The organism is Mycobacterium sp., from assembly GCF_032159565.1.
Classification (GTDB): Bacteria; Actinomycetota; Actinomycetes; order Mycobacteriales; family Mycobacteriaceae; genus Mycobacterium.
Genome location: NZ_JAVHWR010000174.1, coordinates 1 through 26,697, shown reverse-complemented (window position 1 = coordinate 26,697; position 26,697 = coordinate 1). Strand labels below are relative to the sequence as shown.

The following is a 26,697-nucleotide window of genomic DNA, read 5'->3' as shown; positions in this document are numbered from 1 at the left end:
CTTGCCATGCCCGCTATCCCTATGACGAAAACATCAGCGCTTTGATTGACTAACGTCATCATTGGCTGCTGACGTGACGTTGAACAGGCCGGACACCGTCGAGAGACGGACCGAGGAATCGGGCCGCAAGTGTGGTGAACGCCTCAGGATCGCCCGTCGCCTCGAAGTGCCGTTGCGCGGGCGGCGCGTCATGCGGGCGAAGCAGATCGAGCTCGGTGAGCACCCGCAGCAAGTCCTTGGCCGTCTCCTCGGCGCTGGACACCAAGGCGACCTGATCTCCCATCGCCAGCTGGATGAGCCCGGACAGCATCGGGTAGTGGGTGCAGCCCAGCACCAGGGTGTCCACGTCGGCGCGCTGCAGCGGCTCCAGGTAACCCTCCGCCAGGCCGAGCACCTGCCTGCCACTGGTGACGCCGCGCTCCACGAAGTCGACGAACCGCGGGCACGCCACCCCGGTGACCTCGATGTCGCGCGCGGCGGCGAACGCGTCCTGATAGGCGCCCGACGCGATCGTCGCCTCGGTGCCGATCACGCCGATGCGGCCGTTGCGCGTCGTCGCCACCGCGCGGCGCGCCGCAGGCAGGATCACCTCGACGACGGGCACCGGCGCGTACCGTTCGCGGGCATCCCGCAGGCAGGCCGACGACGCGCTGTTGCATGCAATCACCAGTGCCTTGACCCCGCGGTCGACGAGGTCGTCGCCGATCGCCAAAGCGTGCGCCCGGATCTCGGGGATGGTCAGCGGGCCGTAGGGGCCGTTGCCGGTGTCTCCGACGTAGACGATGTCCTCGTCGGGCAGTTGGTCGATGATCGCCCGCGCGACGGTGAGGCCGCCGACGCCGGAATCGAAGATGCCGACAGGCGCTAGTGGCGAGGTCACGTCCCGAAGGTCTGCGGCAGAGGGGCCCCGCGCTTGCGGGCTTCGCGGGCCTTCCGCTCTGGCCCGGACAACAGGTACGCAGCAACGACGCCTGCGATCGCGCCACACAAATGGCCCTGCCACGACACCCCCGGAGTGCCGGGCAGCACGCCGAGCAGAACACCGCCGTAGATGAACAGCACGACGACGCCGACCACGATCTCCCACACAGCGCGGGTGAAGAAGCCGAAGACGATCAGAAACGCCAGCCAGCCGAAGATCAGGCCGGACGCGCCGATGTGGTTGGTCTCGCAGCTGACGCCGACGTACGGGCAGTGCGTGCCGACGTTGCCGATGAGCCATGTGCCGAGGCCACCGAGTACCCAGATGATGGCCGTGGCGAAGATGAACCGCGACAGACCCGCGAGCGTCATCAGGAAGCCGAGGATCAGTGCCGGGATGGTGTTGGCGATGAGGTGGTCCCAGTTCGAGTGCAGAAGCGGCGCGAAGACGATGCCCATCAGGCCGTCGGTCTCCAGCGGCCGGATGCCGTTTCGATCGAGGCTGTGGTTGGTCAGGCTGTCCCACAGCTCGATGACATAGAGCAGCGCAACGAAGCTGACGACGGTGACGCCGCCGACCACCCACGCCGGGCGCTTCTTCGGCGCCGGCTGGGTCGTATAGCCCGGCCCGCTCAAGCGCACTCGATTCGCTCGCAAGCTTCGCTCATGCCCATAGCTGCCCTTCCAAAGCGTCTTCCGCTTCGTCAAGGCTACCGGCGTATGCGCCGGTCGACAGATACTTCCACCCGGCGTCGGCCACCACGAACGCGATGTCGGCCCGCTCCCCGGCCTTCACCGCCTTCGCCGCCATACCGAGCGCGGCATGCAGCACCGCGCCGGTCGAAATGCCGGCGAAGATGCCCTCCACCTGAACGAGTTCGCGGGTGCGTTTGACCGCGTCGAACGATCCGACCGAGAACCGCGTCGTCAGCACGTCGGCGTCATACAGCTCGGGGATGAACCCCTCGTCGATGTTGCGCAGCGCGTAGACACCCTCGCCGTAGCGGGGCTCGGCGGCCACGATCTGGACGTCGGGCACCTGCTCGCGCAGATACCGTCCGGTGCCCATCAGCGTGCCGGTGGTGCCGAGGCCTGCGACGAAGTGCGTGATCTCCGGCAGGTCGGCCAGCAGCTCGGGTCCGGTGCCGAGGTAGTGCGATTCGGTGTTGGCCGGGTTGCCGTACTGGTAGAGCATCACCCAGTCCGGGTTCTGCGCGGCCAATTCCTTGGCATGCGCCACCGCCGTGTTCGAGCCGCCCTCGGCGGGCGAGAAGATGATCCGCGCGCCGTAGAGCTCGAGCAGTTGGCGACGCTCGATCGACGTGTTCTCCGGCATCACGCAGATCATCGTGTAGCCCTTGAGCAGGGCGGCCATCGCCAGCGAGATGCCCGTATTGCCACTGGTCGGCTCCAGGATCGTGGCGCCGGGTTCGAGCACCCCGTCGCGCTCGGCCTGTTCGATCATCCGTAGCGCGGGCCGGTCCTTGATCGACCCCGTCGGGTTGCGGTCCTCGAGCTTGGCCCACAGCCGGACGTGCGGCGCCCCGTCGCCGTCCTCCCAGCGCGGCGACAACCGGCGCAGGCCCACCAGCGGCGTGTTGCCGAGCGCCTCCAGCAGTGAGTCGTACCGCGTCATCGGCGCCTACTCACCCTCCGGCCACGGCGGGCAGGATCGTGACCGAGTCGCCGTCAGAGATTTCGGTGTCGAGGCCGCCGGAGAAGCGCACGTCCTCGTCGTTGACGTAAATGTTGACGAAGCGGTGCAGCTTGCCCGGATTAGCCGGGTCGACGAGGCGGTCGGAGATGCCGGAGTAGTTGGCCTCCAGATCGGCGATGACAGCCTGCAGCGTCTCGCCCGTCGCGGAGACGCGTTTCTCGCCGCCGGTGTGGCTGCGCAGAATGGTGGGCACGGAAACGGTAACGGTCATGGGTGGCCTCTCTTGGACGTCTAGTACTGCTCGACGATCTTGACGGGTTCCTCGGTGACGACGCCGTCGACGATGCGGTAGCTGCGCAGCTCGTGCACGTCGGGGTCGCGAGTGGACACGAGCACGTAGTGCGAGTCGGGTTCGGATGCATACGAGATGTCGGTGCGGCTGGGATAGGCCTCCGTCGCGGTATGCGAGTGGTAGATGACGATCGGAGCCTCACCTCTGTCCTCCAACGCCCGCCACACCTTCAGCTGCTCCATCGAGTCGAACCGGTAGAAGGTCGGCGACCGCTCGGCGTTGAGCATCGCGATGTGCCGCTCGGGACGCTCGGACCCCTCGGGACCGGCGAGCACACCGCACGCCTCGTCGGGATGGTCGGCACGGGCGTGCGCGACCATGGCGTCGACCAGGTCGGCGCAAACCAGCAGCACAGTCCTACCCCTTTCCGGCGAACGCTCCGGGCAACATGTCCCGGTATGTCGGTATTCCGGCTATCGACTCTGCCGCAAGAACACCGACGAGCACCGCCCGGGCCAGGACATCCGCCGCGGCGGCCCCGACCGCGGTGATCAGCGGCACCTCCGGCGACATGGAGGCCGGCGTCTCGGGATCCGGCGACACCTCGACGGCACCGGTAGCCAGCGCGAACACCGTATCGCCGTCCAGTGGGGTGTGACACGGGCGGATGGTGCGGGCGAGGCCGTCATGGGCGGCGACCGCGACGCGGCGGCACGCGGCCGCGCTCATCGCGGCGTCGGTGGCGACCACCGCGATCGTGGTGTTGAGCGGGCTGAACTCGGTGTGCCGGTCGGCATAGGCCGCGATCTCGTCGGCTCCCGGCGAGACGAGCCCGAACTCCTCGATCTGTTCGGCCTGCCATGGCAGTCCGGTCGTCGGGTCGACGGCGTCGCCTGCGGCATTGACGACGACGATCGCGCCGACCGTGACGCCGATGTCGGTGAGGGTCACCGATGCAGTGCCGACGCCGCCTTTCAGCACCCCGACGCGTGCGCCGGTGCCTGCGCCGACGGAGCCTACTGCCACCTTCGTCGACGCGGCCTGCGCGGCTGCGTTGCCGAACTCCGCGGTGGGCCTGCAGTCCCAACCGCCGACGGGCAGGTCGAAGACCACCGCGGCCGGGACGATCGGCACGACTCCCCCGTCCATCGCCACGCCGCGACCCTGTTGCTCCAGCCACTGCATCACGCCGTCGGCCGCCGCCAGGCCGTAGGCGCTGCCGCCGCTGAGGACGACCGCGTCGACGTGGCGGACCGAGTTGATCGGGTCGAGCAGGTCGGTCTCCCTCGTGCCCGGCGCGCCACCGCGGCAGTCGACGGCACCGACGGTGCCGGGCGGGGTCAACACGACCGTCGTGCCGCTGGCCCAGCCGGAGCCGAGCGTCGCGTCGGGGTCGATGCGCTCGTGTTGGCCGACTCGGATACCGCCGACGTCGGTGATGGCGCTCATCGCTTGTCCATCAGGCCGAGGACCAGATACTCCTGCAGCACCGTCAACCACTGGTACACGTCGAAATGACCGGCCATCGGGTGGTCGGCCGGCACCCGTTCGGGTCCCTCGGGGCTGATGTCGAGCATCGTGCCCAAGGCGAGCCGGACGTCGTTGACCGCGGCCGCCCACGCATGCGCATCGTTCTCGGTCAGCTCGAATCGACCGCCGCCGTTCGGCACCGTGTCCAACACCCGTTGCGCCGCTTCGCGTTTGGCGGCGATGATGTCCGGCTCGTGTAGGCTGCGCAGCGCGCTGTTCAGGCTTTCCGCCGTGCCCGACCCGGCGGGATGGTCGTTCTGCGGCCGGAAGAAGTCGGGCAGCAGCCTCTTCATCGTCTCGTCCTCAGGAGGACGGGAGTTACCGGTCTTGAACCCGGTGATCTCCTCGAGTTCGTCTGCGGGCGATGATGATTCGCGCTCTTCGAGCATCGCCACCATAGACGTCACCAGGCTTTCGAGCAGCGCCGCCTCGTGCGAGGCCAACGCCGAACGGAAGCGCGGGCCGTCAGCGGTGTCGACCCGTTTCCACTTTCGCACTATCGCGTCCCGGCTCCGTCTATCAGCGGTCGTGTTGCATGGTCGCCCACAAGCCGGCGGCGTGCAGCTTGGATACGTCGACTTCCATGGACTCGCGGCTGCCCGCCGACACCACCGCCTTGCCTTCGTTGTGCACCTGCAGCATGAGCTTGGTGGCGTGCGGCTCGTCGTAACCGAACAGCTTCTGGAAGACGTAGGTCACGTACGTCATCAGGTTGACGGGGTCGTCCCAGACGACGGTCACCCACGGGGACTCGGTGTCCTCGGCAATCTCGACGTGTCGTTCCTCGCGAGTTCCCGGCCGGGCCTTCGCTGGGGTAACCATGTGCCCAGAATAGCCGGGGCCCGATAGGGCCGGAGAACGGTTACGGTTGACCGATGACAGCAGCGCTGCTGACCGACAAATACGAGCTGACCATGCTTGCCGCGGCGCTGCACGACGGGACCGCGCACCGGCGCACAACTTTCGAGGTGTTCGCGCGTCGGCTACCGGAGGGCAGGCGGTACGGCGTGGTCGCCGGGACCGCGCGGTTCGTGGAAGCGTTGGCGGAGTTCACGTTCGATGACACCGCGCTGACGTCGCTGTCGGACTTCCTCGACGATGACGTTCTGGCGTACCTCGCCGACTACCGATTCCGCGGCGACGTCGACGGTTATGCCGAAGGTGAGTTGTACTTTCCCGGTTCGCCGGTGTTGGCGGTACACGGCACATTCGGCGAGGGCGTCGTACTCGAGACGCTGGCCCTGTCGATCTTCAATCACGACACTGCGATCGCATCGGCCGCGGCCCGGATGGCGAGCGCCGCCGAGGGTCGGACACTCATCGAGATGGGTTCCCGGCGCACCCACGAGCAGGCCGCCGTCGCCGCCGCGCGCGCAGCCTACCTTGCGGGTTTCGCCGGTTCGTCGAATCTCGAGGCCCAGCGCCGCTACGGCGTGCCCGCACTGGGCACCAGCGCGCACGCGTTCACGTTGCTGCACACCACCGCGCAAGGGCCGGACGAGAAGGCGGCGTTCCGCGCCCAGGCCGATGCCCTCGGCGTGGGCACCACCCTGCTCGTCGACACCTACGACATCACCCAGGGCGTCGCCAACGCCGTCGAGGTGGCCGGCCCTGAACTCGGCGCCGTCCGCATCGACTCCGGCGACCTGGGCGTGCTGGCCCGGCAGGTCCGTGCCCAACTCGACGGCCTCGGCGCAACGAAGACCCGCATCGTCGTCTCGGGTGACCTCGATGAGTTCGCCATCGCAGGGCTGCGCGCCGAACCCGTCGACATCTACGGCGTCGGCACCGCGGTCGTGACCGGGTCTGGCGCCCCGACCGTGAACATGGTCTACAAGCTGGTCGAGGTGGACGGCATGGCTGTGGAGAAACGCAGCGTGCACAAGGAGTCGCACGGTGGCCGTAAGAGGGCGATGCGGCTGGCCAAGCCCTCGGGAACCGTCGTCGAGGAGATCGTCTACCCGGCCGCCGGAACCGCCCCGCAGTCCGATCTCGTCGCACGTGATCTGACGGTCCCGCTGGTCAAGAACGGCGAGCCCGTCGCCGACCTGAGCCTGGCCTCGGCCCGCGACCGCGTCACGGCGGGCTTGCACAGCCTGCCGTGGGACGGCCTGAAACTGTCCCGCGGCGAGCCCGCGGTCGCGACGCGGATGGTTCCGCCCGCCGGCCGAGGCGCGTAGGAGGAGCCATTTCCGACGAAGCTCCGGTCACCGAACTGCTCGCCACCGCGGTCGCCGCGCTCGGTGGCAGCGAGCGCAGTGGCCAGGTCCAGATGGCCGAGGCCGTCGCGCACGCATTCGACGCGGGTGAGCATCTGGCCGTGCAGGCGGGCACCGGCACCGGCAAGTCGCTCGCGTACCTGGTGCCCGCGATTGCGCGCGCCATCGCCGCCGACGAACCAGTTGTGATTTCGACGGCCACGATTGCGCTGCAACGCCAGCTCGTCGACCGCGACCTGCCCGCGCTCGCCGACTCCCTCGCAGAAGCGCTGCCACGCGAGCCGAAATTCGCTCTGCTCAAGGGGCGGGGAAACTATCTGTGCCTGAACAAGATTCACAACGGCGCGGCGGCGGAGCCGGATGATCGGCCGCAGGAGGAATTGTTCGACGCGGCGGCTTCGACGGCGTTGGGGCGCGACGTGGCACGCCTGATCGCCTGGTCGTCGAACACCGACACCGGCGACCGCGACGAGCTCGCACCCGGCGTGCCGGACCGGTCCTGGGGTCAGGTCAGCGTCTCTTCGAGGGAATGCATCGGTGCGGCGCGCTGCCCGTTCGGCACCGACTGCTTCGCGGAGAAGGCGAGAAGCCGGGCCGCCGAAGTGGATGTCGTCGTCACCAACCACGCACTGTTGGCGATCGACGCCATCTCCGATGCCGCGGTGCTTCCCGAACATCGGCTCCTGGTCGTCGACGAGGCACACGAACTCGCGGACCGGGTCACCGGCGTGGCCACCGCGGAGTTGTCCAACGCGACCCTCAGCGCGGCGACCCGACGCGTCGCGCGACTCGTCGAACCCGAACTGACGCAACGACTCGAGGCCGCGACAGCGACGTTCGCGTCCGCCATTCACGACGCGACGCCCGGGCGCATCGACCGCCTCGACGACGAGATGACGACGTACCTGACCGCGCTGCGCGACGCCGCGAGCCGCGTGCGGTCGGCGATCGACATGTCACCCTCCGACCCCAAAGCGGCGTCGGCGCGAACCGAGGCGGTCACCGCGCTGTCCGACATCAGCGATACCGCGACGCGCATCATCGCGTCGTTCGTCCCCGAGATTCCCAACCGTGACGATGTGGTGTGGCTGGACCATGAGGATGCGGTGCACGCGAAAAGCACCAAAGGGGGAGGCGGAGCTATTCGGGCCGTCATGCGAGTGGCGCCGCTCTCGGTGGCAGGTCTGTTGCGGGGCAGGCTGTTTGACCAGTCCACCGTGGTGCTGACATCGGCCACGCTGACGGTCGGCGGCTCGTTCGACGCGATGGCCGCGGCATGGGGGTTGACCGGCGGCGACGAGAAGCAGGACTGGCGTGGCATCGACGTGGGATCTCCGTTCGAGCACGCGAAGGCCGGAATCCTCTATGTCGCAGCGCATCTCCCGCCGCCGGGGCGCGACGGCACCGGCTCCGCCGAGCAGCTCGACGAGATCCAGACGCTGATCGACGCCGCGGGCGGGCGAACGCTGGGACTCTTCTCGTCGATGCGGGCCGCACGGGCGGCCGCGGAGATCATGCGAGAGCGGCTGTCCACACCGGTGCTCTGCCAGGGCGACGACACCACGTCCGCCTTGGTGAAGCAGTTCGCCGACGATCCGGCGACCTGTCTGTTCGGCACGTTGTCGCTGTGGCAGGGCGTTGACGTGCCAGGGCCGTCGCTGTCGTTGGTGCTGATCGACCGCATTCCGTTCCCACGCCCGGATGATCCCCTGCTGTCGGCGCGCCAGCGCGCGGTCGCCGCGCGCGGTGGAAACGGGTTCATGGCCGTCGCGGCCAGCCATGCCGCACTGCTGCTGGCCCAGGGCGCCGGCCGGCTGTTGCGGCGTTCCGAGGACCGCGGGGTGGTGGCCGTGCTGGATTCGCGGATGGCCACCGCGCGTTACGCGGGCTATCTGCTGGCGTCGCTGCCGCCGTTCTGGGCGACCACGGATTCGGTGCGGGTTCGACAAGCGCTGGAACGCCTCCACACCGCCAACGCCGCACTATCGTGACGCCGATGAGCCGACGACCGGTCACCGGTGCTCTGCTTGCCGTCTGCGCCGCGCTGTTCGTGGCGTCCTGCTCCACGACGGTGAAGGGCGCCGCGGTCTCGGTGTTCGACGATCCGTTCAAGGTGGCGGGCATGCCCGCCGTGGACGGGCCGACGGGGCTGCGATCCGACGCGAAGAAGGCGTCGCGCGACGTCGAGAACGGTGACGGCGGCGAGGTCGACGAACTGGGCGCGGACTCGGTCAGCGACATCGAAGACTTCTGGGAAACCACATATGCCGAGACTTTCGGCAAGAGCTTCTCCCCGGTCGAGGCGCTGATCTCCTGGGACGCGGGCGGTTACGAGAGCCAGAAGTTCTGCGAAGAAGACACCTACGGCTTGGTTAACGCCGGCTTCTGCTTTCTCGACGACACCATCGGCTGGGACCGCGGTGAACTGCTTCCTGCGCTGCGGGACAACTTCGGCGACATCGCTGTCACCAATGTGCTGGCCCACGAATACGGGCATGCCATTGCGCATCAGGCCAAGATCAACAAGAAGAACACCCCGACGCTGGTCGCCGAGCAGCAGGCGGACTGCTTTGCCGGCGCGTACATGCGCTGGGTGGCCGAGGGCAATTCCGCTCGCTTCACGCTGAGTACCGCAGACGGCCTCAACAGGCTTCTGGCAGCGCTGATCTCGTTCCGCGACCCGCTGCTGAGCGAGGACGCGTACGCCCCCGGCACCAACGAGCACGGTTCGGCATTCGAACGGATCACCGCGTTCCAGTTCGGCTTCACCGACGGGGCATCGTCGTGCGCGGCCATCGACGCCAAGGAGATCGCACAGCGTCGCGGCGACCTGCCCGTCGAGCTGCAGCAGGACCAGACCGGCGAATGGCCGGTCAGCGAGGAGTCGGTGAAGGCCATCGTCGAAGCGCTCGAGACGCTGTTCTCGCCGGCCGACCCACCCAAGCTGAGCCTCGACGCGGGTTCGGCGAACGATTGCCACGACGCGCGCCCCAGCCCGCCGGTGTCCTATTGCCCGGCAAGCAACACGATCTCCGTCGATATGCCCAAGCTGGCGGCGATGGGCGCGCCATCGGGGCGGGACGAGAACGGCGGTGCGGTATCCGGTGACAACACGGCGTACTCGGTCCTCGTCTCCCGCTACATGCTGGCCATTCAGCACCAGCGCGCCGGCGTGCGTCTCGACAACGCCGAAGCCGCGCTGCGCACTGCATGCCTGACCGGCGTCGCGACGACCAAGATGACCGCAGCGGTGACCACGTCGGACGGCAATACGGTGGCGTTGACGGCGGGCGACCTCGACGAGGCCGTCTCCGGTCTGCTCACCAACGGGCTTGCGGCCAGTGACGTGAACGGCGACACAGTGCCGTCCGGTTTCTCCCGGATGGACGCGTTCCGCACGGGCGTGCTCGGCGACGAGGACCGCTGCTTCAACCGGTTCCCCTGAGCCGTACTCGCCCCAGCGTGCCGACCCGAAGTCCGACGAATCGGTCCGATGTCAGGCCAGGGTGACCAGTCCGAGTTCGGAGTCGGAGGCCAGCAGCGGATGATGCGGTAAGACGCGCACCGTGTAGCCGACGGGACCGGCGACGGGCAGCGGAGTGGTCGTCGAGAAGATCTCGTTTCCGCCCTCGGCGGTGCCGGTGTGCCGCATCGGCACGGTCTTCGGATTGACCAGCGCATCGGCAGGATCAACCCGACCGAGAACCGCCTGGACGGACACCTCGTCGGGGCCTAGGCCCGCGAGCTGCACCGTCGCCGAGAGCGTGAGCTCGGAACCCAGCAGCGGAGTGTCCGGCAGCCCGGTGCTGTCGACGTCGGTGATCTGAATCTTCGGCCACGCCTCGTGGGCCCGCTGACGGTAGGCGGCCAGATCCCAAGCGGCACCGAAAGGCACGCCGCCCTCCTCAAGGGGCACGACGGTTCGGCGCAGTGACTGCGCCGCGGGAGCGTAGTACTTCTCGGTGTAGTCGCGCACCATCCGCGATGCCAGCACCTTGGGCCCCAGCACCTCGAGCGTGTGGCGGACCATCTCGACCCAGCGCATGGGTACACCGCGGTCGTCACGGTCGTAGAACTTCGGCGCGACCGACCGCTCGACCAGGCTGTAGAGCGCCGCGGCCTCCAGGTCGTCGCGCCGGCTTTCGTCGGCCAGTCCGTCGGCAGTCGGAATCTCCCAACCGTTTTCGCCGTCGTACCACTCGTCCCACCAGCCGTCCCGGATGGACAGGTTCAACCCGCCGTTGAGCGCGCTCTTCATCCCCGACGTGCCGCATGCTTCCAGCGGGCGCAGCGGGTTGTTCAACCAGACGTCGCAGCCGTAGTACAACTGGCGGGCCATCGACATGTCGTAGTCGGGCAGAAACGCGATGCGGTGCCGCACTTCGGGCCGGTCGGCGAACCGCACCACCTGCTGGATCAGCGCCTTTCCGCCTTCGTCGGCCGGATGCGACTTGCCCGCCACGATCAGCTGAATCGGCCGCTTCTCGTCGAGCAGCAACTTCTCCAGCCGGTCCGGATCACGCAGCATCAGCGTCAGCCGCTTGTAGGTCGGCACTCGCCGGGCGAACCCGATCGTCAGCACATTCGCATCGAAAGCCGTTGCAATCCAGCCGAGTTCGGCGTCGGATGCACCGCGCTCGAGCCAGGACCGGCGCAGTCGCGCCCGGACGTCGTTGACCAACAGCTCGCGGAGCTGCGAACGGATCCACCACAGATGTCCCGGGTCCACCTGCTGCAGCCGTTCCCAGAGCGCAGGCTCCCATACCGCGGGCGCGCTCGGAAGGTCGCCGCCACTGAGCTCACGCCCCAGCTCGAGCCACTGCGGCGCCGCCCAGGTCGGCGCGTGCACACCGTTGGTGATCGAGCCGATCGGCACCTCCGACGGGTCAAAGCCCGGCCACAGCTCGTTGAACATCTCCCTGCTGACCCGACCATGCAGAAGCGACACACCGTTGGCGCGCTGCGCGAGCCGCAGTCCCATGTGAGCCATGTTGAACTTCGACGGGTCGTCCTCGGCTCCGAACGCGATGACGCGGTCCAGCGGGACACCGGGCAGCAGCCGCGAGGTGGCGCCCGACGGGCTGCCCTCCCCGCCGAAGTAGCGCTTGACCATCTCCACCGGGAATCGGTCGATACCGGCGGCCACGGGAGTGTGGGTGGTGAACACGGTGGACGACCGCACTACGGTCAGCGCGGTGTCGAAATCGAGACCGGAGTCGATGAGCTCGCGAATCCGCTCGACGCCCAGGAAACCGGCGTGGCCCTCGTTCATGTGGAAGACCTCGGGCGTCGGCAGATTTTCGATCTCGGTGAACGCCCGGATGGCACGCACCCCGCCGATGCCTGCCAGGATCTCCTGCTTGATGCGGTGCTCCTGGTCGCCGCCGTAAAGCCGGTCGGTGACGCCGCGCAGATCGTGCTCGTTTTCCGGGATGTCGGAATCCAGCAGCAGCAACGGAATTCGACCGACCTGCGCGACCCACACCCGGGCTCGCAGCTGGGCGGCGTCGGGCATGGCCAACTCCACCAGAACCGGGTCACCTTGGTGATCGGTGAGCAACCGCAGAGGCAGCCCCTGCGGATCCAGCGACGGGTAGTTCTCCCGCTGCCAGCCGTCGGCGGTCAGCGACTGACGGAAATAGCCCGAGCGGTAGTACAGCCCCACCGCTACCAGCGGCAGCCCCAGATCCGATGCCGACTTCAGGTGGTCACCGGCGAGGATTCCCAAGCCACCCGAGTAGTTCGGCAGCACCTCGACGACTCCGAACTCCATCGAGAAGTATGCGATGCCGTTCGGCAGCTCGGCGCCTTCGGCGGCGCGTTCCTGATACCACAGCGGACGGCTCAGGTAGTCGTCGAGGTGGGCGGCGACCTTGTCGAGCCGATCAGCGAACGAGTCGTCGGCGGCGAGTTCGTCCAGCCGCTTCGGGCTGACCTGGCCGAGCAGTGCCACCGGATCGCAGCCGACCTGCGTCCATAGCGCCGGGTCGATGGCCGCGAAGAGATCTTGTGTGGGTTTGTCCCACGACCAACGCAGGTTGATCGAAAGCCGCTCGAGCGCGACCAATCGCTCAGGGAGATGCGCGCGGACAGTGAACCGACGGAGGGCTTTCACGCGACCCAACCTTACTGATGATCGACGTGAGTGCAGTCTCGTGCCGGGGCGATCGTTCACCAGCACTTGGTTGGGGCGCACACTACGGTGGGTATAGGGCGCGACGAGGCTGTAAACGAATCGAATCCAGACGACAGCGGCCCTCTACCGGGCCGCGCCTTGAAGGAGTGGTAGGTGGCCGGTCGTATCGGTATCGATGACGTCGCACCTGTGGTGTCCGCAGGACGCTATCCCGCCAAGGCCGTCGTCGGCGAGGTGGTGCCGGTGACGGCCACAGTGTGGCGTGAAGGACACGATGCAGTGGCGGCCACCCTGGTGGTGCGTTACCACGGCACGGACTACCCGCAGCTCACGGACGGGCCGGCGCAGAATCCGCCCGCGCAGCCGGTGCCGATCGAGACCGTGGTCACCCCGGCGCCGAAGATCAAGCCGCAGGCGATTTCGATGGCGACCGGTCGCACCCCGGACGTATTCCACGGAGTGTTCAGTCCTGACCGTGTCGGGTTGTGGACGTTTCGGGTGGACGGCTGGGGCGACCCGATCGCGACGTGGCGACACAATGTGACCGCCAAACTCGACGCGGGCCAGAGCGAGACCGAACTGTCCAACGACCTCATCGTCGGTGCGCGACTGCTGGAGCGCGCCATTACCGGTGTGCCTCGGGCGCTGCGAGATCCCCTCATCGAGGCCGCCGAGGCGCTGCGCAAGCCGGGCGACCCGTTCACCCGTGCCGGCGCGGCGCTGTCCGAGGAGGTCACCGAGCTTCTCGCGCAATACCCGCTGCGCGACCAGATCACCCGCGGTGACCAGTACGGCGTGTGGGTGGACCGGCCCGAGGCCCGCTTCAGCGCCTGGTACGAGTTGTTCCCTCGGTCCACCGGTGGCTGGGATCAGAAGGGCAAACCGGTGCACGGCACGTTCGCCACCGCGGCCAAGGCACTGCCGCGCATCGCCAAGATGGGGTTCGACGTGGTGTACCTGCCGCCGATCCACCCGATCGGCAAGGTGCACCGCAAGGGTCGCAACAACTCCGTCACCGCCGGGCCCAAGGACGTCGGGTCGCCATGGGCCATCGGCAGCGACAAGGGCGGCCACGACGCGGTGCATCCCAAGCTCGGCACCATCGAGGACTTCGACGACTTCGTCGCAGCGACGCGTGACCAGGGCATGGAGGTGGCGCTGGACCTGGCCTTGCAGACCGCCCCGGACCATCCTTGGGCGAAGGACCACCCGGAGTGGTTCACGGTGCTGCCCGACGGCACGATCGCCTACGCAGAGAATCCGCCGAAGAAGTACCAGGACATCTACCCGGTCAACTTCGACAACGACCCCGCAGGAATCTACAACGAGGTGCTGCGAGTGGTCCGATACTGGATCAGCCACGGAGTCAAGATTTTTCGCGTCGACAACCCGCACACCAAGCCGCCCAACTTCTGGGCGTGGCTGATCGGACAGGTCAAGGCGACCGACCCCGATGTGCTGTTCCTTGCCGAAGCGTTCACCCGGCCCGCCCGCCTGTACGGGCTGGCCAAGCTGGGCTTCACCCAGTCCTACAGCTATTTCACGTGGCGCACCGCGAAGTGGGAGCTGATCGAGTTCGGCGAACAGATCGTCGAGCACGCCGATTACGCGCGCCCCAACCTGTTCGTCAATACGCCCGACATCCTGCACGAGAGCCTTCAGCAAGGCGGCCCCGGCATGTTCGCCATTCGCGCCGTACTGGCGTCGACGTTCAGCCCCGCCTGGGGTGTCTATTCCGGTTACGAGCTGTTCGAGCATCGAGCGGTGCGCGAAGGCAGCGAGGAATACCTGGACTCGGAGAAGTACGAGTTGCGCCCTCGTGATTTCGAGGCCGCCTTGGCCAGGGGCGAGTCGCTGGAGCCGTTCCTGACCCGGCTCAACGAGATTCGCCGACTGCATCCCGCGTTGCGCGAGTTACGAACGCTGAAGTTCCACCACGTCGACAACGATGCGCTGTTGGCCTACAGCAAGTTCGACCCCGTCAACGGGGACGCAGTGCTCGTGGTGGTGACGCTGAACCCGTTCGGTACCGAGGAGGCGACGGTGTGGCTGGACATGGGCGCCCTGGCGATGCAGCCGTACGACCGGTTCTGGGTGCGCGACGAGATCACCGGCGAGGAATACCAGTGGGGCCAGTCGAATTACGTTCGCCTTGACCCGGCCAGGGCGGTTGCTCACGTGTTCAACATGCCTTCGATACCAGCCGAACAACGACCGATCCTGCTCCGCAGGGAATGAGGGAAGTGACGGAACAGATGACCCGTACCAATCAACTCACCAGCCCGCACATGCGGCCCGATCCCGCCGATCTGAACCGGCTGCTCGCAGGCGAACACCACAACCCGCACTCGATCCTGGGCGCACACGAATACGGCGACCACACGGTGATCCGGGCGTATCGGCCGCATGCGGTCGAGGTGGCGGCCGTCGTCGGCGATCAGCGATATGTGTTCTCCCACCTCGACTCCGGCCTGTTCGCCGTGGCGCTGCCGTTGACCAATCTGGTCGACTACCGGTTGCAGATCACGTATGACGACGGCGGGGAGCCGTACACAGTCGCCGACGCCTATCGATTCCTGCCCACGCTCGGCGAGCTGGACCTGCATCTGTTCTCCGAGGGACGCCACGAACGGCTGTGGGACATCCTCGGTGCACATCCGCGAAGCTACAAGACGGCCGACGGGGTCGTTGAAGGAGTTTCCTTCGCGGTGTGGGCTCCAAACGCCAAGGGCGTCAGCCTGATCGGTGACTTCAACCACTGGGACGGCCACGAGGCGCCGATGCGGGTGCTCGGTTCGACCGGGGTGTGGGAGCTGTTCTGGCCCGGCTTCTCCGTCGGGGGCAAGTACAAGTTCCGCGTGCATGGCGCCGACGGTGCGGTGACCGAACGAGCCGACCCGATGGCCTTCGCCACCGAGGTGCCGCCGCAGACGGCGTCGCGGGTGACCAAGAGCGACTACACCTGGGCCGACACCGATTGGATGACACATCGCGCGCAGCAGAACCCGGTATTCGAGCCGATGAGCACCTACGAGGTGCACCTGATGTCGTGGCGGCCAGGCCTGAGCTACCGCGAACTCGCCGAGCAACTTACCGAATATGTTGTGTCGCAGGGGTTCACGCATGTCGAACTGATGCCCGTCGCCGAGCACCCGTTCGGCGGGTCGTGGGGTTACCAGGTCACGTCGTACTACGCGCCCACCTCGCGGCTCGGCACACCCGACGAATTCCGCCATCTGGTCGACACACTGCACCAGGCGGGTATCGGCGTGATCATGGACTGGGTTCCCGCGCACTTCCCCAAGGACGCCTGGGCGCTGGGCCGCTTTGACGGCACGCCGCTCTATGAGCACTCCGACCCGCGCCGTGGCGAGCAGTTGGACTGGGGCACGTACGTGTTCGATTTCGGTCGTGCGGAGGTGCGCAACTTCCTGGTGGCCAACGCGCTGTACTGGTTACAGGAATTCCACATCGACGGCTTGCGCGTCGACGCCGTGGCTTCGATGCTGTACCTCGACTACTCACGGCCGGCCGATGGCTGGACCCCCAACATCTACGGCGGACGCGAAAACCTCGAGGCGGTGCAGTTCCTGCAGGAGATGAACGCCACCGTGCACAAGGTGGCGCCGGGAATCGTCACCATCGCCGAGGAGTCGACGTCATGGCCCGGTGTCACGCGGCCGACAAACCTTGGCGGTCTTGGCTTCTCGATGAAGTGGAACATGGGCTGGATGAACGACACGCTGGAGTTCATCAAGCGTGACCCGATTCACCGCACTTATCACCACGGGGAGATCACGTTCTCGATGCTGTATGCGTACAGCGAGAACTACGTGCTGCCGATCAGCCACGACGAAGTGGTGCACGGCAAGGGCACGCTGTGGGGCAGAATGCCCGGCAACGACCACATGAAGGCGGCCGGGCTACGCAACCTGCTGGCCTACCAGTGGGCCCATCCGGGCAAGCAGCTGCTGTTCATGGGCCAGGAGTTCGGCCAGCGCGCAGAATGGTCAGAGGAACGCGGGCTCGACTGGCACCAGCTCGACGAGAACGGCTTCTCGAATGGCATTCAGCGGTTCCTGCGCGACGCCAACGGCCTGTATCAGACCCGACGGGCACTGTGGTCGCAAGACACCCGCCCGGAAGGCTATTCGTGGATCGACGCGAACGATTCCGCCAACAACGTGCTGAGCTTCCTGCGCTTCGGCGACGACGGCTCGGTTCTCGCGTGCGTGTTCAACTTCTCAGGCTCCGAGCACAGCCGCTATCGACTCGGTCTACCGCACGCGGGCACGTGGCGCGAGGTGCTCAACACCGACGCCGACATCTACAACGGTTCTGGCATCGGCAACTTCGGAGCGGTTGAGGCGACCAATGAGCCGTGGCATGGGCGTCCCGCGTCGGCCTTGATGGTGCTGCCGCCGCTGGCCGCTCTGTGGTTCGAGCCCGCCTAGCTAACGCCCAAACTCACGTTTGGGCGTAAAAGTGCGAGTAGACCGCACCATTTCGTCGATCTCGGCGTCAGTACAGCGCGTTGGCGAGCTTGCGCCTGCCGGCGATGACCTCCGGGTCGGCCGGGTCGAACAGCTCGAACAGCTCGACCAGTCGCGTGCGCACCGACGTGCGGTCGTCGCCTGCGGTGCGCCGCACCAGCGCGATCAACCGGTCGAACGCCGCAGCCACATTCTGCTGCAGGATCTCGACGTCGGCTGCGGCGAACGCGGCCTCGATGTCGTCGGGCGCGGCATCGGCCCCGGTGACCGCATCCGGTTGCCGCGCGGATGCGCGGGTCAAGAAGGCGATCTGGCCCACGGCGCCTTTGGCCTCCTCGTGGTCGGGGTTGGCGTCGAGGATTTTCTGGTAGGCGGCCTGCGCGGCGTCGAACTCGCCGGCGTCGAGATGCGTACGCGCCTGCGCCAATTCGGGGTCGACCTGCTCGGGTTCGTCTGCGTCGGCGGACCCTTCGAGTTTTCCGGCGGTGGAATTCAACAGCGAGTCGAGCCAGCCTCGTAGCTGGTCGGGAGGCTGCATGCCTTGGAAGCTCGACAGCGGTTGTCCCGCCGCCAACGCCACGACGGTCGGCACCGCCTGTACACCGAAGACCTGAGCGACGCGCGGAGTCGTGTCGACGTTCACGATTGCCAGCGACCACTTGCCGCCGGCAGCGGCAGCCAGGCTCGCCAGCGCTTCACCCAACTGCACGCTGGCGTCGCTGCGTGGCGACCACAGCAGGACGACGACCGGCACCTCGTTGGACCGACCGATCACCTCGGCTTCGAAATTGGCCTCGGTGACCTCCACACCTCCGGGTACGCCTGAACCCTGCGCCGGCACGCCACCCTCTCCGGCTGGGGTCGCGCGCTGCTTGAGGACGGAGAGGTCAACAGCGCCGGCAATGGAGGGCCCAGGCCCGGCGGGAGGACGAGGACGAGTCACGCCATCAAGTCTGTCACGTTGTTTCCGGCAATGATCGGCCTGGTTGCAGCACCCCTGCTGCGACCCTCGCGGCGCCCACGCGGCCGGTCCGATCCGCCCATATGAGGAAGATCACACTGCACAGCGGTACGACGCTCGCCAGCAACGCCAGCAACCATGTGCTGAGCGTCCATTTGACGGCGATTCCGACCAATACACCGGCCACCACGAAGGCGATGAAGACCAGCCCGTGGGTCATGCCGAAGACCTTGACGCCGATCTCGGTACGGGGCGTGCCGAGGTACTTGAAGTACATCCCGGCCAGCAGACCGGCCCAGCTCACGGCCTCGGCCAGAGCGATAAGCCGAAACCAACCCACTCGCGTGCGGAGATCGAAGGCGCTCGTCATGGCCGCCATTGTGCCCGAATCAGCAGCGAATTACTACAAAGCGTCGTAGGCGCTAGCGCGCCCGCAGGATCAACGCGTCGCCCTGTCCGCCGGCGCCGCAAAGCGCCGCCACGCCATAGCCGGACCCGCGTCGTGCCAGCTCAAGGGCCACATGCAGGGTGATGCGTGCACCCGACATCCCGATCGGATGCCCGATGGCGATCGCTCCACCGTCGACGTTCACCTTGTCGGAGTTCACACCGAGCTCGTTCATCGAGGCCAGCGCGACCGCAGCGAACGCCTCGTTGATCTCGATGACGTCGAGCTGCTCGACGGCGATGCCTTCGCGCGCAACCGCCTTCTTGATGGCGTTGGCGGGCTGCGACTGCAGCGTGGAGTCGGGGCCGGCGACCACGCCGTGCGCGCCGATCTCCACCAGCCACTTCAGGCCGAGCTGTTCGGCCTTGTCCCTGTTCATCACGACCACGGCGGCCGCACCGTCGGAGATCTGCGACGCCGACCCCGCGGTGATGGTGCCGTCCTTGCGGAATGCGGGCTTCAGGCCGGACAGCGACTCCGCGGTGGTGTTAGCGCGAATGCCCTCGTCCTCGGTGAACTCCAGCGGGTCGCCCTTGCGCTGCGGAATCTTCACCGGCACGACCTCATCGGCGTAGACACCGTCTTTCCATGCCGCAGCGGCCCTTTGGTGGGAACTCGCGGCGAACTCGTCCTGCTCGAGGCGGGTGAACTTGTCCTGCTCGTTGCGCTGTTCGGTCAACGCGCCCATCGGCTGATCGGTGAACACGTCGTGCAGGCCGTCGTAGGCCATGTGGTCGAGCACCGTGACGTCACCGTATTTGTAGCCGGACCGGCTGTTCATCAGCAGGTGCGGCGCCTGCGTCATCGACTCCTGCCCACCTGCCACGACGACGTCGAACTCACCGGCACGGATCAGCTGATCGGCCAGCGCGATGGCGCCGATTCCGGACAGGCACATCTTGTTGATCGTCAGTGCGGGCACGTCCCAGCCGATTCCCGCCGCGACCGCAGCCTGACGGGCGGGCATCTGGCCCGCGCCCGCGGTCAGGACCTGGCCCATGATCACGTACTCGACCGCCGAGGCGGGCACCCCCGCCTTCTCCAGCGCGCCGGAGATGGCGATCGCGCCCAGATCGCTGCCCGAGAAATCCTTCAGCGAGCCCATCAGCTTGCCCACAGGAGTGCGGGCTCCAGCAACGATTACCGACGTCGTCATACTTACCTCCAGAAACGATCAAGAACAGTCCATCTGGGACATCGCCGAGGCGCGATTCTTCCCGCCAGGTTACCGTTACGTTATGTCCACCGAGCAAGTCGATGCCCGGCCCACGCTGGCAAGCGCCCTGGTGACAGCAATCGATCACGTCGGCATCGCCGTCGCCGACCTGGATGCCACCATCAAGTGGTATCACGACCATCTCGGCATGATCGTGCTGCACGAAGAGGTCAACGAGGAGCAGGGCGTCCGCGAGGCGATGCTGTCGGTGCGAGGTGCGCCGGTGGGCAGCGCGCAGATCCAGCTAATGGCTCCGCTCGACGAGACTTCGACGATCGCCAAGTTCCTCGACAAGCGCGGCCCCGGCCTGCAGCAGCTGGCCTACCGGGTCAGCGACATCGAGGCGCTTACCGAACGGCTGCGTGAAGACGGTGTGCGGCTGCTTTACGACGCCCCGCGCCGCGGCACCGCGGACTCGCGGATCAACTTCATCCATCCCAAGGATGCCGGCGGCGTGCTCATCGAGCTTGTCCAGCCCGCCACCGTTCACTGACTGTTACGACCACTTACGCGTCGGACTGCGCGTTGCGCGGTGCTGCCAGCAGGGCGTGTGCCAGTGCCGCCGATCCTCCACAGCGTGCTCACCGAGGTCGGCCTGCCACACCACCAAGTGGGCTGTGCCCGGCCGTATTTCATGATCGCAGCCGGGGCAGCGGTAGATTTTCGTCGTCCGAGAGGCCGCGATCGCCCGGACCTCGTAGTGGTAGCCGTCGGGTCCGATCTCTATTCGACGAGACGCAGGCAGCGGTGCCCGCGGCGGCTGCCTGCGACCGGTGGCTCGACGCTTGGCCATGGTGACCAGCTTAGGCGCTCAGAACAGCCGGAACTCCGAGCTATCCATTCCGCGCATCTCGTCGTAGTCCAGTGTGAGGCAACGGATCCCACGATCGGTCGCCAACGTGCGCGCCTGCGGCTTGATCTGCTGTGCCGCGAAGACGCCGCTGACGGGTGCCAGCACCGTGTCGCGGTTGAGCAGCTCGAGGTAGCGGGTGAGCTGCTCGACGCCGTCGATCTCGCCGCGCCGCTTGATCTCGACCGCCACCGACCGGCCCTGCTCGTCGCGGCACAATAGGTCGACCGGCCCGATCGGCGTCATGTACTCGCGGCGCACCAGCGTGTACCCCGCGCCGAGGAGCGCGACGTGCTCGGCCAGCAGCGCCTGCAGATGCGCCTCGACACCGTCCTTCACCAGCCCCGGATCCACGCCGAGTTCGTGGCGAGAGTCGTGCTCGATCTCTTCGACGGTGATGCGCAGCTGCTCGCCCGCCTTGTTCTGCACCACCCACACCGGCAGTGACTCGCCCTGCTCCTCGGTCATCCAGCAGGGTGGACTCATCCAGTTCAGCGGCTTATATGCGCGATCGTCGGCATGCACGCTGACCGACCCGTCTGCCTTGATCAGCAGGAGCCGGCGGGCGGACGGCAAATGGGCGGTCAGGCGCCCGACGTAGTCGACGGTGCACTGGGCGATGACGAGACGCACCCGGACAACTTTAGGGCCACAGCGTTCGGCAAATTAGGCTGACACGAGATGAACTCGCAAAAGAGTGTCGCGCACCGAATGGGCCGGGTCCTGGAAGCAGTGACCCGGCAAAGCGGTCGGTTGTCCACGACACCCGACTACGGGTCCTGGCTGCTGGGCAAGGAAACCGAAAGCCAGACGCGCAGGCGCATCCGTATCCAAATCATCCTCACGTTCTTCATCTTGTTCACGAACCTGCTCGGCATCATCGTCGCGACGCTCTTGGTGGCGTTCGCCTTTCCGGTGCCGAGCGTCTTCAGCGATGTGCCGGCATGGCTGACGTTCGTTGTGGCCCCGGCCTACATCGTGCTGGCGCTTGGCTTGGGCACCTTCTGGGTGACCCGGCGGATCGTGCGCTCGCTGCGATGGGCTATCGAGGAGCGAACGCCCAACCGCACCGATCACCGCAACGCCTTTGTGGCGCCGTGGCGGGTGGCCCGCACGATCTTGATTCTCTGGGGCGTCGGCACGGCGCTGCTGACGGTCCTATACGGATTGCACGACACGGATTTCATTCCGCGGTTCCTGTTCGCGGTCAGCTTTCCCGGTGTGTTGGTGGCTACCGGCTGCTACATGATCACCGAATTCGCTCTCCGCCCGGTTGCCGCACAGGCACTGGAAGCCGGACCTGCGCCTCACCGCCTCACCGACGGAATCATGGGCAGGACGATGCTCGTGTGGCTGCTCAGCTCCGGTGTACCGGTGCTCGGCATCGCCGTGACCGCGATATTCGCGCTATCGTTGCAAAACCTCACCGAAACTCAATTCGCCTACGCCGTATTGGGTATCGCGGCCGCGACCCTTGTCTTCGGCGCCATCCTGATGTGGCTGTTGTCGTGGCTCACCGCGACGCCGGTGCGGGTGGTGCGCTCGGCGCTCAAGCATGTCGAGGAGGGCGACTTGGATTGCAACGTCGTGGTTTTCGACGGCACCGAGCTAGGCGAGCTACAGCGCGGTTTCAACTCGATGGTCGAGGGACTCAAGGAACGCGAGCGCGTCCGGGATCTGTTCGGCAGGCATGTTGGCCGCGAGGTTGCCGCGGCAGCGGAGAAAGAGAAACCAAAGCTCGGCGGCGAGGAACGTCACGTCGCGGTGATTTTCGTCGACATCATCGGTTCCACCCAATTGGTGACCGGCCGGTCCGCCACCGAGGTGGTCGAACTGTTGAACCGCTTCTTCGCGGTGATCGTCGAGGAGGTCGACCGCCACCACGGCTTCGTCAACAAGTTCGAGGGCGACGCGGCGCTGGCTGTCTTCGGCGCGCCGAACCATCTGGACGATCCAGAGGGCGAGGCGCTGGCCGCAGGTCGCGCCATCGCCGAGCGCATTCGGGCCGAGGTGCCCGAGTGCGAGGCAGGAATCGGCGTGGCGTCCGGGCAGGCAGTGGCCGGCAACGTCGGCGCCAAGGAACGCTTCGAGTACACCGTCATCGGCGAGCCGGTGAATGAGGCTGCCCGGCTCTGTGAGCTGGCCAAGTCCACACCGGGCAACCTGCTCGCGTCAGCTTGCACCGTCGAGAATGCGAGCGAGTCCGAGCGTGCTCACTGGACTCTGGGCGAGACCGTGACGCTGCGCGGACACGACGAGCCGACGAGGCTGGCGGTTCCGGTCTAGTGCAGGACTACGCCGACGCGTTGGACGCGGCAACCGCTGCGTCGTAGTCGGGTTCTTGGGCGATCTCGGGCACGAGCTCCGAGTAGAGCACGTCGCCGTTCGCGCCGACCACCACGACGGCCCGTGCAAGCAGACCGGCCATCGGACCGTCGACCAGAGTGACTCCGTAATCCTCGCCGAACCCGTCACGAAACGCCGACGCCGTCAGTACGTTCTCGATGCCCTCCGCGCCGCAGAATCGCTTCTGCGCGAACGGCAGGTCCTTGGATACGCAGACGACTGTGAGTCCGCTCGTGGCGGCACGCTCGTTGAAGGTGCGCACGCTGGTGGCACACACCGGTGTGTCGATGGACGGAAAGATGTTGAGCAGAAGCGGTTTTCCGCGGAACTGCTCGCTGCTGACCGAGCCGAGGTCGGTGCCGATCAACGAAAAGCCGGGCGCCGGTGAACCGACGGGCGGCAACTCGCCCACCGTATTGATGGGATTTCCACGCAGAGTTATTTGAGCCACGCACACAGTCTGCCAAAGGCGGATTGGTCCGCTGTCTTTGCATCGCACACTGAGGATCCGCGCGCTTGCTGTGCTGTCGCTGCGAGGAAGCCGCGGGCGAACGATTTTGATCGTCACGCGAAGGCCGATTCTCTGAGCAGACCGACTCACGGGCCTCCGGGTAGGTAGGGGCAACGATGGCCAGAATCCTCTTCGTCGCGACCGGAGCGAGTTATTGGACGCTCAACGATGGCACCCGACACCCGACCGGTTATTGGGCCGAAGAGTTCGCCGCCCCGTACCACGCAATGACCGAAGCCCGTCATGAGGTCTGATCGCCACCCCCGGCGCTGTAGTGGGCCACGTCGACGTCATGAGTCTGCGCCCGACAATGGCCGGAAGTGAGCAGATCGCCCTCGAGCTGGAGGGCATTCTGCGAACCGCCGAGGAGCTGCGCCGCCCAATCGAATTAGCGAACGTCCGCCGGAGGACTACGACGCCGTCTACTACCCCGGCGGCCACGGTCCAATGGAAGACCTGTGGAAAGACGCCGATTCCGGTCGACTGCTGATCACCGCGCTCGCATCCGGAAAACCGCTGGCAATCGTCTGCCATGCGCCGTTGCGATCATGGCTACGCGCCGCGCGGGCGCCTCACCATTCGCCGGCTACCGGGTCACTGCCTACACCAATTCCGAAGAGGATGCGGTCAGCCTGCGCGAGAAAGCCATCTTCACCGTGGAAGACGAACTGATCAAGATGGGCGTCGACTTCACGCGAGGCGAAGACTGGCGGCCAATATAGGTGGTGGACCGCAATCTGTACACGGGCCAAAACCCCGCGTCGGCCGCACCTGTGGTTAAACAGATCCTGAGTGCGTCGGGCTGATGCCAGGCTCGGCGCCGCGGAGATCGGCCCTGCCCGCGCCAACGCATGGGTTGCGTCTGAGGCGTCGACTGTCGCATTCAGGACGTCGATGTCGTTTTTCCGCCAGTGATGTCGGTGGCGGCGTGTAATTGTCGTAGACGTGCATGAGGATTTCGACCGCTGCTACCGTGCCGTTCAGTCGAAAGACGCCCGGTTCGACGGCTGGTTCGTCACCGCCGTGCTGACCACGAAGATCTACTGCAGGCCCAGTTGTCCCGTCCGGCCTCCTTTCGCGCGCAACGTGCGCTTCTATCCCACCGCGGCCGCCGCCCAGCGTGCCGGCTTCCGGGCGTGCAAGCGCTGCCGTCCGGACGCTTCACCGGGCTCCCCGGAATGGAATGTGCGCGGGGACGTGGTGGCCAGGGCGATGCGGCTGATCGCCGACGGCACCGTCGACCGCGAAGGCGTGACGGGCCTTGCGTCTCGCGTCGGCTACACCACCCGCCAGCTCGAGCGGATGCTGCAGGCTGAGGTTGGCGCGAACCCCCTGGCGCTGGCGCGTGCGCAGCGGACACAAACGGCGCGCGTACTCATCGAGACCACCGACCTGCCCATCGGCGATGTGGCATTCGCGGCCGGGTTCTCGTCGATCCGGCAATTCAACGAGACGATCCGCATGGTGTGCGACCTCACCCCTACCGCGCTGCGCCGACGGGCACGGGCGAAGTTCGGCCGCGGTGAGTCCGTCGCGGCGGGCACGTTATCGCTGCGGCTACCCGTCCGCACTCCGTTCGCCTACGAGGGTCTGTTCGGTCACCTGGCGGCCTGCGCCGTGCCCGGGGTCGAGGAGGTCCGCGACGGGGCGTACCGGCGAACGCTGCGGTTGCCCGCAGGCAACGGAATCGTCAGCCTGACACCGGAACCCGGCCACGTTCGGTGCACCCTCGTGCTCGACGACTTCCGGAACCTCGCCACCGCCATCGCCCGCTGCAGGCGCCTACTGGACCTCGACGCAGACCCCGAAGCCGTCGTCGACGCGCTGAGCGCCGATGCGGAGCTGAGCGCACTTGTCAGAAAGGCGCCGGGCCAACGCATCCCTCGTACTGTCGACGAAGCCGAGCTGGCGCTGCGGGTCGTGCTTGGCCAGCAGGTGTCGGTCAAGGCGGCCCGCACCCACGCCGCCCGCCTCGTCGCCGCGTACGGCCGGCCGCTGACCGATGCAGGCGGCGGGCTGACACACGTCTTCCCGTCGATCGAACATCTTGCCGAGATCGACGCGATTCACATGGCATTTCCCAGATCACGACAGCGATCCCTGATGTCGCTGGTCGAAGCGCTGGCCAACCGCGACGTGCTTCTGGATGCCGGCTGCGACTGGGACCGCGCTCGCCATCAGCTGTTGGCACTGCCGGGAATCGGACCGTGGACGGCGGAGGTCATCGCCATGCGCGGCCTCGGCGACCCCGACGCGTTCCCCGCCACCGATCTCGGCGTCCTGCTGGCCGCCAAGCAGGTGGGATTGCCGGAGGACCCTCGTGCTCTCACCGAGCACAGCACTCGCTGGCGACCATGGAGATCCTATGCCGCTCAACACCTCTGGACCGCCCTCGACCATGCGGTGAACCACTGGCCGCCGAAGGAGAAATGATGTCAGTCATCCAGTTCCGATCAGTTGACAGCCCGGTCGGGCTGCTCACTCTCGCCGGTCGCGACGGTCGACTGATGCATCTGCGCATGGTCGATCAAACTTATGAGCCGAGCCACAACGGCTGGACGCCTGACGACGGTGCGTTCCCCGATGCCGTGGAGCAACTCGAGTCCTACTTTGCCGGCGAGCTTTTCGACTTCGAACTGGACCTCGACTTGGTCGGCACCCCATTTCAACGCAGCGTCTGGGCGGCTCTGTCGACGATCCCGTACGGGCAGACCCGATCGTATGGAGAGATCGCCGCACAGATCGGCTCGCCTGGCGCGTTCCGCGCGGTGGGACTGGCCAACGGCCACAACCCGATCGGCATCATCGTGCCTTGCCATCGCGTGATCGGCGCGAATGGCAGCCTCACCGGATACGGCGGCGGCATCGACCGGAAGCGTGCATTGCTCGGATTCGAGAGGAGCCGGAAACCGGTTACTCCGACGCTGTTCGACTGACTCGGTTGACCCCACAAATGCCCTTGCCCCCCAATAGAATTGGGGGGCAAGGGTCTGATGTTGTGTTCGGCGGTGTCCTACTTTTCCACCCGGGTTGGGTAGTATCATCGGCGCTGGCAGGCTTAGCTTCCGGGTTCGGGATGGGTCCGGGCGTTTCCCTGTCGCTATTTCCGCCGTAACT

General features: G+C 66.7%; 26 protein-coding genes and 1 rRNA gene. 11 read left to right on the top strand and 16 right to left on the bottom strand.

All coding sequences use genetic code 11. The features are described from left to right. Positions 1 to 58: 58 nt before the first annotated feature. From murI to clpS, 8 genes are read right to left on the bottom strand one after another with little or no spacing between them, the layout of a single operon-like run. Positions 59 to 880 (bottom strand): glutamate racemase, encoded by an 822-nt coding sequence (gene murI / locus QOC76_RS23395; protein WP_526360885.1) that lies wholly within the window; start codon positions 878 to 880, stop codon positions 59 to 61. After that, positions 877 to 1,563 (bottom strand): rhomboid family intramembrane serine protease, encoded by a 687-nt coding sequence (locus QOC76_RS23390; RefSeq protein ID WP_526360928.1) that lies wholly within the window; start codon positions 1,561 to 1,563, stop codon positions 877 to 879. The genes murI and QOC76_RS23390 overlap by 4 nt, the downstream gene beginning before the upstream one ends. Positions 1,564 to 1,585: 22 nt before the next feature. After that, positions 1,586 to 2,557 (bottom strand): cysteine synthase, encoded by a 972-nt coding sequence (locus QOC76_RS23385; protein ID WP_526360883.1) that lies wholly within the window; start codon positions 2,555 to 2,557, stop codon positions 1,586 to 1,588. A gap of 10 nt (positions 2,558 to 2,567) precedes the next feature. Continuing rightward, the gene (locus QOC76_RS23380) at positions 2,568 to 2,849 is read right to left on the bottom strand and encodes a MoaD/ThiS family protein (RefSeq protein ID WP_526360881.1); all 282 of its coding nucleotides are present in this window, start codon (positions 2,847 to 2,849) and stop codon (positions 2,568 to 2,570) included. A gap of 20 nt (positions 2,850 to 2,869) precedes the next feature. Then, positions 2,870 to 3,283 carry a M67 family metallopeptidase gene (locus QOC76_RS23375; protein WP_526360879.1) on the bottom strand — a complete coding sequence of 138 codons (414 nt, stop codon included), beginning with the start codon at positions 3,281 to 3,283 and terminating at the stop codon, positions 2,870 to 2,872. A gap of 4 nt (positions 3,284 to 3,287) precedes the next feature. After that, entirely contained in the window at positions 3,288 to 4,319 is a 1,032-nt protein-coding gene (locus QOC76_RS23370; protein WP_526360877.1) for a P1 family peptidase, read from the bottom strand. Next, on the bottom strand, positions 4,316 to 4,897 hold the full coding sequence (aosR, locus tag QOC76_RS23365; protein WP_526360875.1) for an oxidative stress transcriptional regulator AosR: 582 nt from the start codon (positions 4,895 to 4,897) through the stop codon (positions 4,316 to 4,318). The genes QOC76_RS23370 and aosR overlap by 4 nt, the downstream gene beginning before the upstream one ends. 22 nt (positions 4,898 to 4,919) lie before the next feature. Beyond that, entirely contained in the window at positions 4,920 to 5,222 is a 303-nt protein-coding gene (gene clpS, locus QOC76_RS23360; protein WP_526360873.1) for an ATP-dependent Clp protease adapter ClpS, read from the bottom strand. Positions 5,223 to 5,275: 53 nt separating this feature from the next. On the opposite strand from clpS, the gene QOC76_RS23355 reads away from it, so the two are divergent. The 3 genes from QOC76_RS23355 to QOC76_RS23345 are packed head-to-tail and all read left to right on the top strand — an operon-like array spanning position 5,276 to position 10,064. Further along, on the top strand, positions 5,276 to 6,580 hold the full coding sequence (locus QOC76_RS23355; protein WP_526360871.1) for a nicotinate phosphoribosyltransferase: 1,305 nt from the start codon (positions 5,276 to 5,278) through the stop codon (positions 6,578 to 6,580). 8 nt (positions 6,581 to 6,588) lie between these two features. Then, complete coding sequence (locus tag QOC76_RS23350; RefSeq protein ID WP_526360926.1) at positions 6,589 to 8,610, top strand: ATP-dependent DNA helicase; 2,022 nt, start codon at positions 6,589 to 6,591, stop codon at positions 8,608 to 8,610. Between the two features lie 5 nt (positions 8,611 to 8,615). Beyond that, positions 8,616 to 10,064: a neutral zinc metallopeptidase gene (locus QOC76_RS23345; RefSeq protein WP_526360869.1), complete on the top strand. Its 1,449-nt coding sequence runs from the start codon at positions 8,616 to 8,618 to the stop codon at positions 10,062 to 10,064. A gap of 51 nt (positions 10,065 to 10,115) precedes the next feature. Here QOC76_RS23345 and glgP read toward each other — a convergent pair whose 3' ends face one another. Continuing rightward, positions 10,116 to 12,734, bottom strand: a complete 2,619-nt coding sequence (gene glgP, locus QOC76_RS23340; protein WP_526360867.1) for an alpha-glucan family phosphorylase — start codon at positions 12,732 to 12,734, stop codon at positions 10,116 to 10,118. A gap of 174 nt (positions 12,735 to 12,908) precedes the next feature. On the opposite strand from glgP, the gene QOC76_RS23335 reads away from it, so the two are divergent. Together QOC76_RS23335 and glgB are read left to right on the top strand one after the other, a co-directional pair. Beyond that, complete coding sequence (locus tag QOC76_RS23335) at positions 12,909 to 14,993, top strand: maltotransferase domain-containing protein (protein WP_526360865.1); 2,085 nt, start codon at positions 12,909 to 12,911, stop codon at positions 14,991 to 14,993. A 17-nt stretch (positions 14,994 to 15,010) separates the two neighbouring features. Next, the gene (gene glgB / locus QOC76_RS23330; protein WP_526360924.1) at positions 15,011 to 17,209 is read left to right on the top strand and encodes a 1,4-alpha-glucan branching protein GlgB; all 2,199 of its coding nucleotides are present in this window, start codon (positions 15,011 to 15,013) and stop codon (positions 17,207 to 17,209) included. A gap of 67 nt (positions 17,210 to 17,276) precedes the next feature. Here the strand turns inward: glgB and QOC76_RS23325 are convergent, their stop codons facing one another. Genes QOC76_RS23325 through QOC76_RS23315 form a run of 3 tightly spaced genes read right to left on the bottom strand, consistent with a single transcriptional unit; the run spans position 17,277 to position 19,813 of the window. Further along, entirely contained in the window at positions 17,277 to 18,191 is a 915-nt protein-coding gene (locus QOC76_RS23325) for a tetratricopeptide repeat protein (RefSeq protein WP_526360863.1), read from the bottom strand. Positions 18,192 to 18,204: 13 nt separating this feature from the next. Continuing rightward, complete coding sequence (locus tag QOC76_RS23320) at positions 18,205 to 18,588, bottom strand: DUF3817 domain-containing protein (RefSeq protein WP_526360861.1); 384 nt, start codon at positions 18,586 to 18,588, stop codon at positions 18,205 to 18,207. Positions 18,589 to 18,631: 43 nt separating this feature from the next. Then, positions 18,632 to 19,813 carry a thiolase family protein gene (locus tag QOC76_RS23315; RefSeq protein WP_526360859.1) on the bottom strand — a complete coding sequence of 394 codons (1,182 nt, stop codon included), beginning with the start codon at positions 19,811 to 19,813 and terminating at the stop codon, positions 18,632 to 18,634. Between the two features lie 82 nt (positions 19,814 to 19,895). Here QOC76_RS23315 and mce point away from each other — a divergent pair, with 82 nt between their 5' ends. Next, a complete protein-coding gene (gene mce, locus QOC76_RS23310) occupies positions 19,896 to 20,366 on the top strand; it encodes a methylmalonyl-CoA epimerase (RefSeq protein ID WP_526360857.1) in 471 nt (156 codons plus the stop codon). 3 nt (positions 20,367 to 20,369) lie between these two features. On the opposite strand, the gene QOC76_RS23305 is transcribed toward mce, so the two are convergent. Together QOC76_RS23305 and nucS are read right to left on the bottom strand one after the other, a co-directional pair. Further along, positions 20,370 to 20,666: an Rv1322 family protein gene (locus tag QOC76_RS23305; protein WP_526360854.1), complete on the bottom strand. Its 297-nt coding sequence runs from the start codon at positions 20,664 to 20,666 to the stop codon at positions 20,370 to 20,372. Positions 20,667 to 20,684: 18 nt separating this feature from the next. Next, positions 20,685 to 21,356, bottom strand: a complete 672-nt coding sequence (gene nucS, locus QOC76_RS23300) for an endonuclease NucS (RefSeq protein WP_526360852.1) — start codon at positions 21,354 to 21,356, stop codon at positions 20,685 to 20,687. A gap of 48 nt (positions 21,357 to 21,404) precedes the next feature. On the opposite strand from nucS, the gene QOC76_RS23295 reads away from it, so the two are divergent. Further along, positions 21,405 to 23,009 carry an adenylate/guanylate cyclase domain-containing protein gene (locus QOC76_RS23295; protein WP_526360850.1) on the top strand — a complete coding sequence of 535 codons (1,605 nt, stop codon included), beginning with the start codon at positions 21,405 to 21,407 and terminating at the stop codon, positions 23,007 to 23,009. Between the two features lie 7 nt (positions 23,010 to 23,016). Here the strand turns inward: QOC76_RS23295 and tpx are convergent, their stop codons facing one another. Further along, complete coding sequence (gene tpx / locus QOC76_RS23290) at positions 23,017 to 23,520, bottom strand: thiol peroxidase (RefSeq protein WP_526360848.1); 504 nt, start codon at positions 23,518 to 23,520, stop codon at positions 23,017 to 23,019. A 176-nt stretch (positions 23,521 to 23,696) separates the two neighbouring features. On the opposite strand from tpx, the gene QOC76_RS23285 reads away from it, so the two are divergent. The 4 genes from QOC76_RS23285 to QOC76_RS23270 all read left to right on the top strand — a co-directional run bounded on the left by QOC76_RS23285 (position 23,697) and on the right by QOC76_RS23270 (position 26,516). After that, the gene (locus QOC76_RS23285) at positions 23,697 to 23,834 is read left to right on the top strand and encodes a hypothetical protein (protein WP_526360846.1); all 138 of its coding nucleotides are present in this window, start codon (positions 23,697 to 23,699) and stop codon (positions 23,832 to 23,834) included. Between the two features lie 294 nt (positions 23,835 to 24,128). Beyond that, on the top strand, positions 24,129 to 24,302 hold the full coding sequence (locus QOC76_RS23280) for a hypothetical protein (protein WP_526360844.1): 174 nt from the start codon (positions 24,129 to 24,131) through the stop codon (positions 24,300 to 24,302). 223 nt (positions 24,303 to 24,525) lie between these two features. Next, positions 24,526 to 26,013, top strand: coding sequence for an AlkA N-terminal domain-containing protein (locus tag QOC76_RS23275; RefSeq protein ID WP_526360842.1), 1,488 nt, complete (start codon positions 24,526 to 24,528; stop codon positions 26,011 to 26,013). Then, positions 26,013 to 26,516, top strand: coding sequence for a methylated-DNA--[protein]-cysteine S-methyltransferase (locus QOC76_RS23270; protein WP_526360840.1), 504 nt, complete (start codon positions 26,013 to 26,015; stop codon positions 26,514 to 26,516). The genes QOC76_RS23275 and QOC76_RS23270 overlap by 1 nt, the downstream gene beginning before the upstream one ends. 64 nt (positions 26,517 to 26,580) lie before the next feature. On the opposite strand, the gene rrf is transcribed toward QOC76_RS23270, so the two are convergent. Then, positions 26,581 to 26,694 (bottom strand): 5S ribosomal RNA (gene rrf, locus QOC76_RS23265). Between the last annotated feature and the right edge of the window lie 3 nt (positions 26,695 to 26,697).